At 27.5% G+C, this 14927-nt stretch carries 14 protein-coding genes, 1 riboswitch and 1 other annotated feature; of the genes, 5 read left to right on the top strand and 9 right to left on the bottom strand.

Going from position 1 to position 14927, the window contains the following annotated elements; translation table 11 throughout:
* Positions 1 to 129 precede the first annotated feature (129 nt).
* The 6 genes from pheT to ytxC form a co-directional block, all read right to left on the bottom strand.
* Entirely contained in the window at positions 130 to 2508 is a 2379-nt protein-coding gene (gene pheT, locus LPC13_RS15505) for a phenylalanine--tRNA ligase subunit beta (RefSeq protein ID WP_234088985.1), read from the bottom strand.
* 17 nt (positions 2509 to 2525) lie between these two features.
* Positions 2526 to 3545: a phenylalanine--tRNA ligase subunit alpha gene (pheS, locus tag LPC13_RS15500; RefSeq protein WP_005214892.1), complete on the bottom strand. Its 1020-nt coding sequence runs from the start codon at positions 3543 to 3545 to the stop codon at positions 2526 to 2528.
* A 135-nt stretch (positions 3546 to 3680) separates the two neighbouring features.
* Positions 3681 to 3917: a binding site (T-box leader), on the bottom strand.
* A 54-nt stretch (positions 3918 to 3971) separates the two neighbouring features.
* A complete protein-coding gene (locus LPC13_RS15495) occupies positions 3972 to 4760 on the bottom strand; it encodes a TrmH family RNA methyltransferase (protein ID WP_005214890.1) in 789 nt (262 codons plus the stop codon).
* Positions 4761 to 4771: 11 nt separating this feature from the next.
* Positions 4772 to 5443 (bottom strand): potassium channel family protein, encoded by a 672-nt coding sequence (locus LPC13_RS15490; RefSeq protein WP_195245433.1) that lies wholly within the window; start codon positions 5441 to 5443, stop codon positions 4772 to 4774.
* A gap of 10 nt (positions 5444 to 5453) precedes the next feature.
* Positions 5454 to 6800: a TrkH family potassium uptake protein gene (locus LPC13_RS15485; protein WP_005214879.1), complete on the bottom strand. Its 1347-nt coding sequence runs from the start codon at positions 6798 to 6800 to the stop codon at positions 5454 to 5456.
* A gap of 226 nt (positions 6801 to 7026) precedes the next feature.
* Positions 7027 to 7917, bottom strand: coding sequence for a putative sporulation protein YtxC (gene ytxC / locus LPC13_RS15480; protein WP_005214874.1), 891 nt, complete (start codon positions 7915 to 7917; stop codon positions 7027 to 7029).
* A gap of 287 nt (positions 7918 to 8204) precedes the next feature.
* Here ytxC and LPC13_RS15475 point away from each other — a divergent pair, with 287 nt between their 5' ends.
* Positions 8205 to 8906 carry a DUF6873 family GME fold protein gene (locus LPC13_RS15475; RefSeq protein ID WP_005214872.1) on the top strand — a complete coding sequence of 234 codons (702 nt, stop codon included), beginning with the start codon at positions 8205 to 8207 and terminating at the stop codon, positions 8904 to 8906.
* Between the two features lie 213 nt (positions 8907 to 9119).
* On the opposite strand, the gene hslO is transcribed toward LPC13_RS15475, so the two are convergent.
* From hslO to LPC13_RS15460, 3 genes are all read right to left on the bottom strand, one after another.
* Complete coding sequence (hslO, locus tag LPC13_RS15470) at positions 9120 to 10004, bottom strand: Hsp33 family molecular chaperone HslO (RefSeq protein WP_195245393.1); 885 nt, start codon at positions 10002 to 10004, stop codon at positions 9120 to 9122.
* A gap of 3 nt (positions 10005 to 10007) precedes the next feature.
* A complete protein-coding gene (locus LPC13_RS15465; RefSeq protein WP_234088984.1) occupies positions 10008 to 10760 on the bottom strand; it encodes a class I SAM-dependent DNA methyltransferase in 753 nt (250 codons plus the stop codon).
* 119 nt (positions 10761 to 10879) lie between these two features.
* The gene (locus LPC13_RS15460) at positions 10880 to 11131 is read right to left on the bottom strand and encodes a small, acid-soluble spore protein, alpha/beta type (RefSeq protein ID WP_005214867.1); all 252 of its coding nucleotides are present in this window, start codon (positions 11129 to 11131) and stop codon (positions 10880 to 10882) included.
* A gap of 175 nt (positions 11132 to 11306) precedes the next feature.
* Positions 11307 to 11479, top strand: a riboswitch (Lysine riboswitch).
* 96 nt (positions 11480 to 11575) lie between these two features.
* Here LPC13_RS15460 and LPC13_RS15455 point away from each other — a divergent pair.
* The 4 genes from LPC13_RS15455 to LPC13_RS15440 all read left to right on the top strand — a co-directional run bounded on the left by LPC13_RS15455 (position 11576) and on the right by LPC13_RS15440 (position 14806).
* Positions 11576 to 12565: an aspartate-semialdehyde dehydrogenase gene (locus LPC13_RS15455; protein ID WP_005214863.1), complete on the top strand. Its 990-nt coding sequence runs from the start codon at positions 11576 to 11578 to the stop codon at positions 12563 to 12565.
* Positions 12566 to 12583: 18 nt separating this feature from the next.
* On the top strand, positions 12584 to 13459 hold the full coding sequence (dapA, locus tag LPC13_RS15450) for a 4-hydroxy-tetrahydrodipicolinate synthase (RefSeq protein ID WP_005214862.1): 876 nt from the start codon (positions 12584 to 12586) through the stop codon (positions 13457 to 13459).
* An 11-nt stretch (positions 13460 to 13470) separates the two neighbouring features.
* Positions 13471 to 14223 (top strand): 4-hydroxy-tetrahydrodipicolinate reductase, encoded by a 753-nt coding sequence (gene dapB / locus LPC13_RS15445; protein WP_005214860.1) that lies wholly within the window; start codon positions 13471 to 13473, stop codon positions 14221 to 14223.
* Between the two features lie 418 nt (positions 14224 to 14641).
* Entirely contained in the window at positions 14642 to 14806 is a 165-nt protein-coding gene (locus tag LPC13_RS15440) for a hypothetical protein (RefSeq protein ID WP_005214858.1), read from the top strand.
* Positions 14807 to 14927: the final 121 nt, after the last annotated feature.

Below are 14927 nucleotides of genomic sequence, written 5' to 3'. Positions count from 1 at the left end.
TTAATATTAAATTTTATCCACAACTAATAATAGAAAAACCCTCTGTTTTTAAACAGGGGGTTTTTCAACAAACTGAGCCTAATATGATATAAATATATCATATTAGGCTCTAATTTTATTTAGCTTTAATTATCTTAAAACTGCACCTAGTTTATGCTCTAAAGCTTTTAATATCTTATCGTGAACTTTGGCAATATCTTTATCTTCTAAAGTTTTCTTTTCATCTCTATACGCTATTGCATAAGCTATAGATTTCTTTCCTTCTGGTATTTGTGCACCTTTGTATATATCAAATAATTGAACTTTTTCTACTAAATTTCCACCGGCTTTTCTTATAGTTTCTTCTATTTCAGCAACTAATATAGAATCATCACATAATAAAGCTATATCTCTAGTAACTGCTGGGAATTTTGGAAGTGGCTTATATGTCTTTGTTGTACTTGAAGCTTCAAATAAAGCATCTAAATCAAGTTCTGCAACATAACAATCAACGTCTATTCCATAATTTTCAGTTACATCAGGATGAATTTCCCCAAATACACCTACCTTCTTATTTCTTACCATAAGAGCAGCTGTTTTTCCTGGATGATAACTTGGGTTTTCACTTTCTCTAACATACTTAGCTTTAGCTATTCCTAATCCATCAATTACATTTTCAACTATACCTTTAAGATCTAAATAATCACAATCTCCATAAATACCGATAGTTAAAATATTCTTTTCTGTAGGTAATTTAGTTTCATCTTCATTCGGAATGTAAACTCTTCCAATTTCAAATAATCTTACATAGTCATTATTTCTTGAATAGTTTCTTCCTAAAGATTCCATAATTGAAGGTAAAGTAGTTGTTCTCATAACGCTGTAATCTTCACCTAATGGATTTTTTATTTTAACTACATTTCTTAGTTCGCTATCAGCAGGTATATTAACTTTATCAAACACCTTAGGCGATACAAATGAATAACTAATAGATTGATTAATACCGCTACCAACCATTACTTCTATTACTTTATCATTTAATAATTCATTCTTGTGTTTTGGTTCTCTTTCAGTTGAAACCTTAAATATAGTTGTAGGAATTTTATCATATCCATAAATTCTTGCAACTTCTTCTGCAATATCTTCTTTTATAGCAATATCTATTCTAAATGTTGGAATAGTTATAACTAAATCGTCCCCTTGTAATTCTGCTTTTAAATCTAATGAATCTAAAGCACTCTTCATTTCCTCTTTAGAAATTTCAGTTCCTAAGAATTTATTTATCCAATTAGAATCTACAGTCATAGAACCTTCTTCTTTTACAGCATTATAAACATCGATAGTTCCTTCCATAACTTCACCGCACCCTAATTCACAAATTAAAGCACAAGCTCTGTCTATTGCAAGTTTTGCTAAGTTTGGATCTATATCTTTATCAAATCTTGAAGAACTTTCTGATCTTAAGTTTAACTTTTTAGAGCTAACTCTTATGTTAGTTCCTTCAAAGTTTGCAGACTCAAATATTACTTCTGTAGTATCATCTTGAATTTCTGAATTTAGTCCACCCATAATTCCTGCTACTGCAACTGATTTAGAACCATCTTTAATCATTAATATGCTTGAATCTAATTCTCTTTCTATTTCATCTAAAGTTGTGAATTTTTCGCCATCTAAAGCTCTTTCAACAACAATAGTCTTACTTTCTATTTGTCTTGCATCAAATGCATGCATTGGTTGCCCTAGCTCTAACATTACAAAGTTAGTAATATCAACTATATTATTTATAGGTCTAACCCCTGCTTCTAAAAGTCTTTCTTGCATCCAACTTGGTGACGGTTCAACTTTAACATTCTTAACACCTTTAGCCATATATCTTCTACATAACTCATCATTAACTTCAACTTTTAATTCATCGTTAATATTAGAAGAACATTTAGCTTCATAATTAAAGTTTGGCATTTTATAAGATGTTCTTAAAGTCGCAGCTGCTTCCCTAGCCATACCAACTATACTTAAGCAATCCGGTCTATTTGAAGTTATTTCAAAATCTAATATAGCCTTATTTAATCCTAAGTATTCTTTAATATCCATTCCTAGTGGAGCATCTTCTGGTAAAATCATTAATCCGTGTACTGGCTCATCTCCAGCAATTCCAAGCTCTTCTTCAGAACAGAACATACCGTTAGATACTACACCTCTCATTTTACCTTTCTTAATTTCAGTTCCATCAGCTAAAATTGACTTATGAAGAGCAACTGGTACTATATCTTGCTCTTTCATATTAGTTGCAGCTGTAACTATTTGAATTTCTTCATCTGCACCTATATTAACTTGACAAACATTTAATCTATCTGCATCTGGGTGCTTTTCTATTTTTGTAATTTTACCAGTAACAACATTTTTTATATTATCACCTTGTATAATAACCTCTTCTAAAGCTGATCCTGAAAGAGTTAATTTATCTCCTAATGTATGTGGATCTACGTTAATTTCAGCGTAGTCCTTTAGCCAATTATATGGTACTTTCATCTTACTTTACCTCCTAATTAAAATTGATTTAAAAATCTCATATCACTTTCATATAATGCTCTTATATCATCAATACCGTACTTAAGCATAACCATTCTATCTACACCAAAACCAAAAGCAAATCCGCTGTAAACTTCTGGATCAATTCCACAGTTTCTTAAAACATTCGGATGAACCATTCCACAACCTAAGATTTCAATCCATCCGCTTCCTTTACAAACTCTACATCCTTTTCCTTCACATACAAAACAAGTTGCATCCATTTCAGCTGATGGTTCAGTAAATGGGAAATGGTGAGGTCTAAACTTAGTTACAACCTTATCTCCAAACATCTTTTTAGCAAATAATTCTAAAGTTCCTTTTAAGTCTGCAAAAGTAACTCCTTTATCAATTACTAAACCTTCCATTTGATAGAATATTGGTGAATGTGTTGCATCTACAGCATCTGATCTATAAACCTTACCTGGAGATATCATCTTTATTGGCGGTTCTTGACTCTCCATTGTTCTAATTTGAATTGGAGAAGTTTGAGTTCTTAAAACTATATTATCATTAATATAGAAAGTATCTTGCTCACTTCTTGCTGGATGATCCTTTGGAATATTTAAAGCTTCAAAGTTATAATGATCAAGTTCAACTTCTGGACCATCTTCTATACTAAATCCCATTGATATAAATATTTCCTTCATTCTTTCTAATGTTAAATCAAGTGGGTGTCTCTTACCTATAACTTGCTTTTTACCTGGAAGAGATATATCTATAACTTCACTAGCAAGTTTAGCATTTTTTTCTTTTTCCTTTATTTTAGTAACAGCTTCCTCTAATTTTGCTTCGACTTCATTTTTAGCTTCATTAACTAACTTACCAACTACTGGTCTTTCTTCTGGAGTTAATGAACCCATTCCTCTTAATATTGTAGTAAGTTCACCTTTTTTACCAAGGTATTTTACTCTTATTTCTTCTAATGTAGTACTGTTTTCTGCAGTAGATATTTCATTAAAAGCAGCTTCTTTTATTGCTAATAATTTTTCTTGCATTTTTGGTTCTCCCTTCTTACTTTAATAAAATTTTAATGGGGTTTTATCTTATTAAAAATATTTGTTATATTAATTATTCATAAACAATTGTATATTCTTATAAAATTTCCCATAAAAAAAGGATACTCAGTCCCACAAAGGGACGGAATATCCGCGTTACCACCCTAATTGATATTAGTTAATATAAAATTATACTAACTTTAATATCCATCTTAATTTAAATAACGGCTTTACCCGCTAACCACTACTATTATTTCACAGCTAGGACTCCTGAGGGAACTTCAATATAAATTCCTGTAAAAAGACTTACAGTCTAAGGTCTTTTCTCCCTGTACACTTCATTATATCTACTTTCTCATTCATTGTCTTTAAATATTCATTTACAACTAATTATACAAATATCCAACATTTTTTTCAATACTTTGTTTAAATTTTGTTTTTACAAAGACTTTGTCTAACTTTTTCAAATAAAATAATCGAAGTTGCTACCCCAACATTTAATGATTCTGCACCACCTGGCATAGGAATCTTCACCTTCTTATCTGCTAATGAGAAAATTTCATCACTTATTCCATTTCCTTCATTTCCAACAGATAATATTATTTTCCCACTTAAGTCTTCATCAAAAAAGTTTTTAGATTCCTCTAATGATGTTGCTACTAAACTAAAATCGTTACTTTTTAATTTATTTAAAAAGCTTAAATCATTATCGTAAATAATTGGAGTATAAAATATTGATCCCATAGTAGATCGTATAGTCTTATCATTATATATATCTACTGTCCCTTTAGTTAAAATAATTCCACTTACACCAGCTGCATGAGCAGTTCTTATTATAGTCCCTAAGTTACCTGGATCTTGAACTTTATCACATAATAAATAAAAATCACCTTTTATATCATCTATAGAATTATTTATATTTACCACTGCAATAATCCCTTGTGTATTTTCAGTAGCAACTAATTGTATAAACAGCTCATTTTTCATTTCATATATTTTAATATTATCCATATATTCATTTAAATAATCATTTAATTTATCTTTTCCATTTTCATTTACTATTAAATATTCAATATTACACTTTGCTTTAAATGCTTCTTGAACTAATCTAAATCCTTCAATTATATATTTATTTTCTTTAGTTCTATACTTTCTTTCTTTTAATTTTTTTGTATATTTAAATAATGTATTTTCTTTACTTTCGATTAAAATCAAATCTACACCTCTTACTTTTGTTTAACCAACATATCTTCTAAATTTGCCAAATCTTCTGTAGAGCCAATTGCTACAATTATATCTTTATTTGATATTACATCATCTGCATTAGGTGAAATATTTATACTTTCTCCCTTTTTAATAGCCATAATGTTTATACCATATCTACTTCTTAATTTCAATTGATTTAAAGTTTTTCCATCCCATTCATCTAAAACTCTAAGTTCCATTATACTATAGTCCGGTGAAAGCTCTATAAAATCAAGTATACTAGCTGACACTAAATTATGTGCAACTCTTACTCCCATATCCTTCTCTGGTAAAACAACTCTATCAGCACCTATTTTATATAATACTTTTGCATGTAAGTCACTTTGACCTTTTGCAATAATATATTTTACCCCAAGTTCTTTAACTAATAAAGTTATCATTACACTGGCTTGTATGTTAGAACCAATAGTAACAACTGCAACATCGAAGTTTCTAAGTCCAAGTGTTCTTAGTGCTGATTCATCAGTTGCATCCATTTGAACTGCATGTGTTACAGAGTCTGAAATCTCTTGTACTGAATCTTCATCCATATCTATAGCTAATACATCATGTCCCAATGAATATAATGTCTTAGCTACTGATTCACCAAATCTTCCTAATCCTATAACTACAAATTGTTTATTATTTGCCATTTTACTTCCCCTAACCTATTAAAATTTTTCCTTCTGGATATTTAACTCCACTGTTAACTCTCTTTTTTGTTAAAGATAATACTACTGTTAATGGACCAACTCTTCCTAAATACATAAGTATCATTATTAATACCTTCCCTATATTGCTAAGCTCTGAAGTTAATCCCATACTTAATCCAGCTGTACCAAAAGCTGATGCTGTTTCAAAAATAAGTGATATAAAACTAGCACCTTTTTCTGTATATGATAATAACATAGTTGCTGTAATTACAAGTCCTGCACCTAAGAAAAATAATGTAAATGCTCTATATACTAGATCTTTTGAAAATCTCCTATTAAATACTTCGGTATCCTCTCTACCCTTGATAACACAAATTACAGTAATAAACAAAACACCTATTGTTGTTGTTTTAATTCCACCTGCCGTTGAACCAGGTGATCCACCTATAAACATTAAAATTATTGTCAAAAATATACCTGCAGTGGTCATTCCATCAATAGGTATACTATTAAATCCTGCTGTTCTTGGAGTAACTGATGCAAAAAATGAATTCATAACTTTATCAATAAAAGACATATTTGCAATAGTATTTGGATTTTTATGTTCAAATACAAACATTAATGCAGCTCCTCCAAATACTAATATTGTAGTCACTAGTATTACCATTTTTGAATGAAGTGATATTCTTCTTAAGCTCTTAGAATTATATAATTCACTCCAAACTGTAAATCCTAGGCCTCCAATTATTATTAATGCAGAAGCTACTATAATAACAACAATATTAGAATTATATCCCGTTAAACTGCTATAGTTGCCAAAAATATCAAATCCAGCATTACAAAATGCAGATATTGAGTGGAATACACTATAAAACATCCCTTTACTTAAACCATACTGTGGTATAAATTGCGTTGAAAATAATAACGCTCCAAAGAATTGAACAGATACTGTAAACATTAGAACGTATTTAACCATTCTAACTAATCCTTGAATATTAAATGTATTCATAGCATCTTGCAGTATAAGTCTTTCTCTTAAGGTAATTTTTTTACCTAATAAAATAGCAATTAATGTAGTAAAGGACATAAATCCTAATCCACCAACTTCAATTAATAACATTATTACTGTTTGGCCTAAAACATTCCAATGCGTACCTGTGTCTACTGTTACTAACCCAGTTACACATACTGCTGAAGTTGCAGTAAATAATGCATCTAAAAAATTAGTGCTTTCTCCACTAGATGAACTAATTGGTAATGATAATATTATACTCCCTATTAATATTACTGCTATAAATCCTAAAGCTAATATTTGTACTCCTTTTAATTTAATATTTTTTCTAAAATTCCAATTCAATTTTTCACCTCCACATTTTTACACATATTTATTATTTTACTCCATTTATAAAAAAATATTATAAAGTTCACCATGTATTTTACCATCTTTGTCTAGTTTTTCATAGATATTCACTATTTTTATATTAATAATAATTTGTAGTATTTGTTATTATTCACTTAAATTATATCTTAAATATATATATAATATATAAAAAAATGCGACAAAAGTCGCATTAATATATAAACTATATTTTTATTTTTGAAGGCATGCATTTTTCACATCCTGCACAATAAAATACTCTATCTCCAAATACATTTACTATAGTTTCTATAAATTCTGGGTTTAAGCATTTATCCTTATTATGAATTACAACTTGTTTGGGTGCATTAGTAATTAAACCACTAATTATTATATCTTCTATTTTAGCCTCTGAATCTATCTTACATTCAGAAAGCTCTTTTATAAATTCACTGAATATATCATTTCCATATTCATCTTTCAATAAATATCCACCATTATCTGTAATATAAATATTTATTTTATAAATTTTACTTTCTTGTATATCAACAAAATACTTTAGTAGTTTAACAAATTCTTTATACTCTTTTTCAACCATATACTCTTCTACCACTTTATCAATTATATCTTCTATATCTTCCCGTAATTCTTTCATTCTAAAGGTTATAAAACCCTTTATATTAATTTCATCATTTTCTTCTAAACATGTTTTTATTTTTTCAATTATTTCATTAATTTTATTCATACAGAAAACAATATTTTCTTCTTTTACACTTTCGTCTCCTTTTAAAACATTCATTATTTTTTCTTCTACTTCAATTATTTCCTCTTGCTTCAAAAAGAAAAATGTATCAGTTAAAAAATTAAATAGTTCTTTTTTTCTATATTGTTCTATAACTACATTATAAAGTATATTACTTATATATAAATATATCATTTTCTTTACTTTTTCATTATAACATTCTTCATTGCACATAATTTTAATCAAATGTGTACTACCTTCACCACTTTCTACAAGACCAATAGTAATATCTTTTTTCTTTAATATTTCCCTAAGTTCTTGTAGTTCCTTGACTAAGTCTAAGTCATTATTATGCACTAATTTCATAACTAGCATGGATTTCACTCCTTTCTTAATATTAGTATGTATTAAAAAATTATCTATATACTTAAAATTTATATGTATTAAAAAATTTGTATATTGATTTTTTAATAAAATTTATTTATCTTATATTTAAGGTATTAATAATGAAATACCTATTGAAATTTACTCACAAGTATAAGCTTGTCTAACTAAATCAAAGATTTAGAAACGTACATATGAAACACCTATTCACATTCGTTCATAGGTGTAAGTTCGTTTGACTAAATCGAAGATTTAGAAACTTACTTAAGGAGATAAAAATGATTTGTTTTGTTGATTACAGAATAAGTGATGAAGAATTACTGTCTTTAAAAAATTTAAATTTTGATATAATAAAGATTCCAAAAGATCACAATCTTTATTCAGCTATTGATGGTCATGTTGATATTCAATTAAATATATTAAATAAATCTAAAAAGGAAATTATAATAAATAAAAATCTTCCTCAAAATTTTAAAGATATTCTAACTGAAAAAAATATAAATTTTATAGAAGCTTCGTCTAGACTATCACATAAATATCCTAATAATATTTCCCTTAACGCCTACATTACTGAAAATTATCTTGTCCACAATTTAAAATTTACCGATGAGATTATATTAAATCATTCAAGGGATAAAAAATTAATAAATATAAAACAAGGTTATAGCAAATGTTCTATACTTCCTATTAGAGAAAATGTAATTATAACTAATGATAATGGTATATATAAGACTTTATTATCTGAGGATTTTGAAATTTTATATTTACCTTTTGGCGATATAATTTTACCAGGCTTAAACTATGGATTTATAGGTGGTGTAGGTGGAATGATCAACGATAATACTATGGCCTTCTTTGGTTCATTAGAGCACTACTCCTTTGGTGAAGAAATTAAAAAATTTCTTTACAAGTATGATGTAAAACCTATTTATCTAAATGATGGAAAGCTAGTAGATAGAGGAAGTTTATTTGTTTTATAACCTCTTATATAATACGTTCTGCGACTTTGATTGTTGATTAAGTATTTAAGCTTTATGTGCTTTTTATGATAAAAATTATAAACTTTTTTATTACATTTTTTTATTTTATATTCTCTATTAATTCATCAAACTTTTATTTAATTTTAACTTATACACCTATATAATAATAAAAAGGAAGTTTTTTTATTAAAACTTCCTTTTTATTATTATAATTTATTTGTTCATTTGGCTTAACATTTCACCAATTTCCTCAGATGTAAAAACATAAGTCTTATTGCAGAAATGGCATTTTAACTCTTCATTTTTTCCTTCTTCATATATTTCTTTTAAATCTTTTTCCCCAATAGATATTAAAGCCTTTTCTACCTTTTCTCTTGAACAATTACAGCTAAATTCTGGTTTCATTTCTTCTAATATTTTAAGATCCATATCTCCAAAGATATAATCTAAGATATCATCCATTGTTTTCCCTTCATTCAACATTGTTGTTAAAGATGGTATTTCTTCCAATCTATATGTTATGATATCTGCTAAAAACTCATCTGCACCTGGTAACATTTGAATTATAAATCCACCTGCAACTTTTATTGAATAATCAGTATCTACTAAAACTCCAAGTGATACTGCTGATGGAGTTTGTTCTGAAACTGTAAAATAATAAGCTAAATCTTCTGCTACTTCTCCTGAATGTATTGGAACTTGACCTACATATGGATCCTTCAGTCCTAGATCTTTTATAACCATTAAGTTACCATTTTTACCTATATATCCACCAACATCAAGTTTACCATTTGCATTAAGTGGTAAATCACCATATGGATTTCCTATATATCCTTTTACCTTTGCACCTTCATAAGCTGTAACTACTACACCTTCAGCATCTCCGCCACCATTTATTCTTAAAGTCATAACTTCATTTTCAGACTTTAATGTTGCTCCAAGTAGCGCTCCTGCAGTTAACATTCTTCCTAGTGCAGCTGCTGCAACCGGTGTACATTCATGTATAGATCTAGCTGTATCTACTAACTCTGTTGTTGTCCCAGCTATTATTCTTACCATTCCATCCTTAGCCACTGCTCTAATAATTTTATCGCTCATTAATTAATCCTCCATTAACATTTTCTTTTTTACTACATATACAATTCTTTCACTATTTGCTTGTACATCATTTTTTGTATAACCTTCAAATTTATTTATAACTTCTAAATTTGCTTCATTTAAATAGTGTTCTATTTCTTGCTCTTTGTATGCTCTTTCAAAGTGTTCCTCTTCAAATCTTTCATAAAGATCCCCATATTTAACAAAGAAAGTTAAGAACATAGATAATATCTCTTCTTCAAAGGAATTTTCCCATGTATAGAAAACTTCTTCTTCACTATATGTATAGATATTATTACCTAAAATTTCTGATAACTTATAATATGAATTTATATCAAAAATAAATAATCCATTATCTTTTAAATGCTCATGTACTCCACAAAAATAATTTTTTAATCCCTCTACATCTGTTATATAATTTGTAGAATCTAAAACAGAGGTAATTAAATCAAATTTTTTATTTAAACTTAAACTAGTCATATCCTGACAAATTATTTTGCCTCTTATTTTATTGCTTTTTAATTTATCAAAAGCTTCATTTAACATATCTTCTGACAAATCTACACCATATATATTTTTAAAATGCTTTGCTATTCTTACAGTAACATTTCCTGTACCACAAGCAATATCAAGATAATCTTCAAAATTTACATTATTTAAATTACAAATTTCTAATATTCGCTCTACCATACTATCATAATTAATATCTTCGTTTATTAATTCATCATAAATTTTAGCAAATTCTCCATAAGCCATGATATCCCCCCTTACAGTATTTTTAATTCAAATTTAATTAACTATTCTACACAAAATAACATCGATATATAAATTTCTAACATTTATATTACTATGTAATTGAGACTTTAGTCAATCCATTATTTTCTTCCTAGAATTTGATCATTTGTAGGAAGCTTTAATTCTTTTTTTCTACGTGTCATTATTCCTCCTATTCGTCCTGTTTCTTCTGCTGTTAACCCACCCCATCCATACTCATCAACTTTATCTCTTAATCCTAATTCTTCAGCTATTTCATATTTAATTTTCTCTCTAAGCAATTCTTGTTCATTTAATTGTTTATTTGTTTTAATTTTTGATTTTATTATTTTCTTTAGTGGTGTTTTACTCATTATATTTCCCCCTATAAATTTTATATTTAATATTTTCTCCTATAAATATCTATTTATTCATCATATTATTTGTTTCAAAGCACTAAATATTTCATATAATAAATCAGATACGTTTTTTCTATTTTTTACCTTGATAATTTAATGCATAAAAGGTATAATTTAGATAATTAAATAATATTTAGATAGAGGTGCGGTACTTAAGAGTACTACTAAGGATTTAAGCATGTTAAATTAGTATGAAAGGATTTATCGCCGAAGCATATAACAAAAGCTTTAATGTTATATAGCTGGAAGTATGTATAATATGCATATTTCTGTCACATTATTATGTGATGAGCTATCATTTAAGGAAATTTTTATTAAGTTAAATTATACCTTGAGTGCTATGCTCAAGGTATTTTTTTATATAAAAGTATTAAATTTAACAAAGGGGGTTGCTATACAATGTATAATATAGCAATAGTTGGGGCTACAGGAAATGTAGGTAGAAAATTTTTAGAAATATTAGAAGAAAGAAACTTTCCTATTGAAAATCTTTATCTTTTTGCATCAAAAAGATCTCATGGTTCATATTTACCTTTTAAAGGACAAGATTATTTAGTTGAAGAAACATGTGAAGATAATATAAAAAATAAAAAAATCGATTTTGCTTTATTTTCCGCTGGTGGAGATACAAGTTTAAAATATGCTCCTATCTTTGCATCTTATGGTGCTATTGTAATTGATAACTCTAGTGCCTGGAGAATGAATAAAGAAGTGCCACTGGTTGTTCCTGAAGTAAATCCTGAAGATTTAAAATTGCATAAAGGAATAATAGCTAATCCAAATTGCTCAACAATTCAAGCTATGGTACCACTTAAAGTTCTAATTGACAATTATGGAATTAAAAGAATAGTATATTCAACTTATCAAGCAGTTTCTGGTGCTGGTATGCAAGGTATAAAAGATTTAGAAGATGGTTTAAAAGGTATTTCACCAAAAAAATTTCCTTATCCAATAGCAGGTAACTGTCTTCCTCATATTGATGTCTTCTTAGATAATGGTTATACCAAAGAAGAAATGAAAATGATTGAAGAAACAAGAAAAATACTTCATTCACCTAATTTAAAAATAACAGCAACTACTGTAAGAGTACCTGTTTTAAATAGTCATAGTGAAAGTATAAATGTTGAACTTGAAAAATCCTTTAATATTGAAGATATTATAACACTTTTTGAAGAAACTAAGGGGTTAACTGTATATGATAATACTAAAGAATTAAAATATCCTACGGCACTTGATGTAAATGGAAAAGATGATGTCTATGTAGGAAGAATAAGACGTGATTTTAGTGTTGATAATGGTTTAAACCTTTGGGTTGTCGCTGATAACATAAGAAAAGGTGCTGCACTAAATGCAGTTCAAATTGCTGAATATCTAATTAATAACAAATAATTTTTAGGAGGATATATTATGTCTATTTTTACAGGTTCTGGTGTAGCTATAATTACACCATTTACTAAAAGTGGTGTAGATTTTGATAAATTAAAAGAATTATTAGAATGGCATATTAAAGAAGGTACAGATGCAATAGTAATTTGTGGGACTACTGGTGAAGCTACTACAATGACAGAAAGTGAAAAAAAAGAAACTATTAAATTTACTGTAGATGTAGTTAATAAAAGAATTCCTGTAATCGCTGGTACTGGTGGCAATAATACACTATCAGCTATTACAATGAGTAAGTATGCTGAATCTGTTGGTGTTGATGGTTTATTATTAATAACTCCTTATTATAATAAAACCAATGACGAAGGATTATTTATGCATTTTAAGGAAGTAAATGATGTTGTTAATACTCCTATTATTCTATATAACGTTCCAAGTAGAACTAATATGAATATTACGCCAAACATGCTATTAAAATTAAGTAAATTAAAAAATGTCATTGCAATTAAAGAAGCTAGTGGAAACTTTAGTCAAATTGCTAAAATGAAATCTATTTGTCCGGATATAGATATATATTCAGGTAATGATGATCAAATTGTTCCTTTATTATCACTTGGAGGTATTGGTGTAATTTCTGTAGCTGCTAATATAATTCCTAAAGTAATTCATGATATGGTGTCTTCATATTTAAATGGAGATACTGAAAAAGCAACTACTTTACAATTAAATTATCTTCAACTAATAAATGATTTATTTATAGAAACAAATCCTATTCCTATTAAAACAGCTCTTAATATAATAGGGAAAGATGTAGGAAATTTGAGATTACCATTATATAAAATGAATGATTCTAATAAAGAAATATTAATAAACACATTAAAAAAATATAATTTGATATAAGGGAGTTAGTTATGGTTAAAATACTTTTAAGCGGTTGTTGTGGAAAAATGGGTACTGTGATAAGAAATGTTATAAATGAATTTCCAAATTTAAAAATAGAAGCAGGTATAGATAAATTTCCTAAAGAAATAGGAATTCCTGTTTTTAAAAACCCATTAGATGTAGATATTGAATATGATGTTTTACTAGATTTTTCTCGTTCTGATGCATTATACGATTTAATAGAATTAACAAAGTTAACCCAAAAACCTATTGTGTTATGTTCTACTGGATATACTGATAAAGATTTGAATTATATAAAAGATGCTAGTACTACTCTTCCTATATTTAAATCTGCTAATATGTCTCTAGGTGTTAATCTTATTAATTCTTTGCTAAAAAAAATTACTCCTTTATTGTATGGTAATTATGATATAGAAATAATAGAAAAACATCATAATCAAAAAGTAGATGCTCCTAGTGGTACCGCCTTATTATTAGCAGATAGTATCCGTGATTCTATTAAAGAAGAAACTAATTATATAAATGGACGTCATGGACAAAAGAAAAGAGAAAAAAATGAAATTGGAATTCATGCTATAAGAGGTGGATCAATTGTAGGTGATCATGATGTCATATTTGCTGGTACTGGTGAAGTAATAGAATTATCTCATAAAGCTATATCAAGAGATGTTTTTGCAATTGGATCATTAAAAGCTTGTGAATATATGTCTAATATTACTACTGCTGGCCTATATAATATGGAAGATGTATTAGGGCTTTAAGCATTGATCCCTTAAAATTAGAATATCTAAATTTAAAAGTGAGATTGTATAAATATATAATCTCACTTTTATTTTAATAAGCAGTTATAATTTAAAAGAATATATCTAAAAAAATAAATTTATTATTAAATTTAACTTTTATTTAATTTATTTATATCTTTATAATAGCATTATTAATAATTTAATAATAAAATGCTAAAAATACGCACTCTGAACATATGTTCTTAACATTTCTTTATAAGCTTATTCCATACTTTTTATTTATATTTTTAATTTTTTTTAGCTTCTCTCCTAAATAATTATATACTTTATTGTTCATATTATTGGCTATACAATATAAACATATTTAATTTTGGATAAATCCATACAAGATTGTACATACTATATTTTGAATAGTCATATATTAGGAGGTAAATCTATGCCAAAAGACAGTCAACCAGATAATAAACAAGCTAGAATGGAAAAGTGTAATTATCAAACACCAATAACTGAAGAGGGACATAATCATAATCCTAATGCTAAACATAAATCAGTTAAACCACAAGGTGTTTCAAGTGAACATTATAATCCAGCAGGAAATTAAATAGAAGGACTATATCTTTTGATATAGTCCTTCTATTTAATTTACAGACTGCTGACAAAGTGTCAGTAGTCTTTAATTTTATACAAATATGTAATATAATTTAAAATATATTAATTTATTA

This window comes from Clostridium celatum (assembly GCF_021412605.1).
Classification (GTDB): domain Bacteria; phylum Bacillota; class Clostridia; order Clostridiales; family Clostridiaceae; genus Clostridium; species Clostridium celatum.
This window is presented reverse-complemented; position numbering and strand designations above follow the sequence as displayed.

Excerpts from the sequence above, each read along its gene's own strand:
- pheT (WP_234088985.1), bottom strand. The coding sequence starts at position 2,508 with ATGAAAGTACCATATAATTGGCTAAAGGACTACGCTGAAATTAACGTA.
- pheS (WP_005214892.1), bottom strand. The coding sequence starts at position 3,545 with ATGCAAGAAAAATTATTAGCAATAAAAGAAGCTGCTTTTAATGAAATA.
- LPC13_RS15490 (WP_195245433.1), bottom strand. The coding sequence starts at position 5,443 with ATGGCAAATAATAAACAATTTGTAGTTATAGGATTAGGAAGATTTGGT.
- ytxC (WP_005214874.1), bottom strand. The coding sequence starts at position 7,917 with ATGCTAGTTATGAAATTAGTGCATAATAATGACTTAGACTTAGTCAAG.
- LPC13_RS15475 (WP_005214872.1), top strand. The coding sequence starts at position 8,205 with ATGATTTGTTTTGTTGATTACAGAATAAGTGATGAAGAATTACTGTCT.
- hslO (WP_195245393.1), bottom strand. The coding sequence starts at position 10,004 with ATGAGCGATAAAATTATTAGAGCAGTGGCTAAGGATGGAATGGTAAGA.
- LPC13_RS15465 (WP_234088984.1), bottom strand. The coding sequence starts at position 10,760 with ATGGCTTATGGAGAATTTGCTAAAATTTATGATGAATTAATAAACGAA.
- LPC13_RS15460 (WP_005214867.1), bottom strand. The coding sequence starts at position 11,131 with ATGAGTAAAACACCACTAAAGAAAATAATAAAATCAAAAATTAAAACA.
- LPC13_RS15455 (WP_005214863.1), top strand. The coding sequence starts at position 11,576 with ATGTATAATATAGCAATAGTTGGGGCTACAGGAAATGTAGGTAGAAAA.
- dapA (WP_005214862.1), top strand. The coding sequence starts at position 12,584 with ATGTCTATTTTTACAGGTTCTGGTGTAGCTATAATTACACCATTTACT.
- dapB (WP_005214860.1), top strand. The coding sequence starts at position 13,471 with ATGGTTAAAATACTTTTAAGCGGTTGTTGTGGAAAAATGGGTACTGTG.
- LPC13_RS15440 (WP_005214858.1), top strand. The coding sequence starts at position 14,642 with ATGCCAAAAGACAGTCAACCAGATAATAAACAAGCTAGAATGGAAAAG.